2 protein-coding genes are annotated in these 3,038 nt (G+C 74.4%); one reads left to right on the top strand and one right to left on the bottom strand.

What is annotated here, in order from left to right:
* Positions 1-1,218 (bottom strand): GGDEF domain-containing protein (locus tag AX737_RS03420; protein WP_197430441.1); only part of this gene is annotated, 1,218 nt, incomplete at its 3' end.
* A 523-nt stretch (positions 1,219-1,741) separates the two neighbouring features.
* On the opposite strand from AX737_RS03420, the gene AX737_RS03415 reads away from it, so the two are divergent.
* On the top strand, positions 1,742-2,662 hold the full coding sequence (locus AX737_RS03415) for a KpsF/GutQ family sugar-phosphate isomerase (RefSeq protein WP_238230143.1): 921 nt from the start codon (positions 1,742-1,744) through the stop codon (positions 2,660-2,662).
* The last annotated feature ends 376 nt before the right edge of the window (positions 2,663-3,038 follow it).

The following is a 3,038-nucleotide window of genomic DNA, read 5'->3' as shown; positions in this document are numbered from 1 at the left end:
CCGCCCGCCCGCCTTGGCCTGCCGCAGGGCGAGGTCGGCGGCCCCCAGCAGCCCGTCGGCGGTGGGGGCCTCCTCCTCGGCCACCGCGAGGCCGGCGCTGGCGCCGAGCGTGAGCCGGATCCCGTCGATCTCGTAGACCTCGCCGAGCGCCCGCACGACGCGCTCGGCGAGGCCCGCCAGGGCCGCGGGCGCGCGCGCCTCCACGACCACCGCGAACTCGTCGCCGCCCAGCCGCGCCACCAGGTCCCCGCTGCGGACGCAGGCCCGCAGCCGCCCCGCCGCCTCCCGCAGCACCGCGTCGCCGAGCGCGTGCCCGAAGCTGTCGTTGACCGCCTTGAAGCGGTCGAGGTCGAGGCGGAGCACCGCGACGCGCGCCCGGTCCAGGCGCGCGTCGAGATGGGCCCGCAGGGCGGCGCGGTTCGTCAGGCCCGTCAGCGGATCGTGCTGGGCGAGGTGGCGCAGGCGGCCCTCGATCTGACGCCGCTCGCTCACGTCCTCGAAGGTCGAGACCCAGCCGCCGGCCTCCAGCGCGCGCGTACGGATCGACAGGGCGTTGCTGCCGCGCACGCATTCCGAGATCACGGGCTCGCGCACGCCGGAGGCCGGGCGCAGATGGGTCCGGGCGAACAGGTCGGCCGCCGTGGAGCCGAGCACGCGGCGCAGCACCGGCACCAGGCGCCGGCCCGGCGCGAGCGCGCCGGCCTCCAGCCCCAGGATGTCGCCGAGCCGCGCGTTGGCGAGGACGAGCCGCCCGTCCGGCCCGATCAGGCAGAGCCCGTCCATCATGTTCGAGAGGGCGAGGTCGAGGTTGTCCGAGGCTGCCTTCAGCATCACCGCGGCGGCGCGTTGCTCGGTGCGGTCGCGGGTGATCTTGGCAAAGCCCACCAGCGCGCCGCCGTCGCGGATCGCGTCGATCACCACGTGGGCCCAGAAACGGGTGCCGTCCTTGCGCAGGCGCCAGCCCTCCGCCTCGAAGCGACCGGTCTCGCGGGCGGTGGCGAGGCCCCGCTCGGGCAGGCCGCTCGTCCGGTCCTCCGGCGCGTAGAAGCAGGCGAAGTTCCGCCCGACGATCTCCTCGGCCGTGTAGCCCTTGGCGCGCGCCGCGCCCGCGTTCCAGTTCACCACGGTGCCGTCGGGCGCGAGCATGTAGATCGCGTAGTCCGTCACCCCCTGCACCAGCAGGCGGTACATCGCGTCGTCATGCGAGAAATCCGCCATGTTCGCCTCAGGCCCCGTACCGGTCGGGACGGCGGCCGGGGGGCAGGGGCGGGTAGGAGCGCGCGCTGCGGATCGCATGGCCTTTGCCGGTCCGTCTGGTGGTTGGATCCACCTTCCCAGGGCTGCAATAAAGAATAGTTAAAGCGTCGCCATTGTTTAGCAGAAGGCGGCTATTTCCCTCCGTCGCGGGAGGACGGAACGTATTGGCCGAGTGTCTCCGGAGTATGCAATCATCGGTTGCATAGTAATCAGCATGCAAATCGTGGGTCCGCCGCTCGCCGCGCGCTCGCGGCGCGGCCGGGGCCGGGGCTCGGGCGAACCATCAAACAGCCGTATTTGGCCACGCTAACGGGGGGGCGGCACCGGTCGCGCGCTCTGCCCGCGCCGCCGCATCCCTTCCCGGCAGCGAGATCCGGACATGGTGGCGCGCGCGCAAGGATCCGTCGTCGAGCTCGATCCGGCTGTGGTCGGTGGCCCCGCGGCGGAGATCTGCGCGGCGGGCCTGCAGAGCATCGAGATCGGCATGGGCGCGATGCGGGCGCTCGGCGGCGCGCTCGGCGGCGCGCTCGGGCCGGCCTTCGCGGCGGCCGTCGAGCGGCTCTTCGAGACCGAGGGACGGGTGATCGTCTGCGGCGTCGGCAAGAGCGGGCATATCGGCCGCAAGATCGCCGCGACGCTCGCGTCCACCGGCACCCCGGCCTTCTTCGTGCACCCGACCGAGGCGAGCCACGGCGACCTCGGCATGATCACGCCCCAGGACACGATCCTGGCGCTCTCGTGGTCGGGCGAGACGGCGGAACTCGGCGACCTCACCAACTTCTCGCGCCGTTTCTCGATCCCGCTCATCGCCGTCACCTCGCGGGCCGACAGCTCGCTCGGCCGGGCCGCCGACGTGGTGCTGGCCCTGCCGCGGGTGCGCGAATCCTGCCCGCACGACCTCGCGCCGACCTCCTCCAGCCTGATCCAGCTCGCGCTCGGCGACGCGCTCGCGGTGGCGCTGCTGCGCCAGCGCGGCTTCACCTCGTCGCGCTTCAAGATCCTGCATCCGGGCGGGACGCTGGCCGCCCGCCTCAAGACCGTGCGCCAGCTCATGCACGCGGGCGCGGCGATGCCCGTGGTGCCGCGCGGCACGCCGATGTCGGAGGTGCTGGTGCGCATCGCCGAGCACCGCTTCGGCTGCGCGGGCGTCCTCGACGAGGCGGGCGCGATCGTCGGCATCGTCACGGACGGCGACCTGCGCCGCCACATGGGCCCGGCGCTGCTGGCCACGCCGGTCGAGCAGGTGATGACGGCCCGCCCCGTCACCATCGAGCCCGACAGCCTCGCGGGCTCGGCGCTGGAACTGATGAACCGCAAGCGCATCACCGCGGTCTTCGTGGTCGAGGCGGGCCGCCCGGTCGGCCTCATCCACGTCCACGACCTGCTGACCGCGGGCGTCGTCTGAGCAGCGCCCGGGGGCGCGAGCTTGACCACGCGCTGCTGGTATACCAGGCCCGCGTGCCGCGCGATTGTGCGGGCCCACGGCCCGGCTATCGTGTGGGCTCCTCCCAGGGGCTCACGGGCCCTGCCTTCAGCCCGCTCGGCTCCGGCCGGGCGGGCTTTTTCCTGTCCCGCACCGGCTCGCGCGATCCGCGGCCGGACTGGACGCCGCGCAGGCCCGCTCAGCCGCCGCGGTCGCCGCCGTCCGGGCCGGGGCGCGCGCGCCCGCCCGGGTCGCGGTCCGCCGTCCCGGATCCCGCGGGGCGACCCATGTCGGCGGGCTCCGTCGCGCCCGGCGCGCGCCCGCCCTGCGGTTCCGCGCTGACGGGCCGGTCCCCGTA

Origin of the sequence: Methylobacterium sp. CCH5-D2 (assembly GCF_001556475.1) — a bacterium.
GTDB lineage: Bacteria > Pseudomonadota > Alphaproteobacteria > Rhizobiales > Beijerinckiaceae > Methylobacterium > Methylobacterium hispanicum.
Note: the sequence above shows the minus strand (reverse complement) of the source record. Positions and strands in the feature narration are given on the sequence as shown.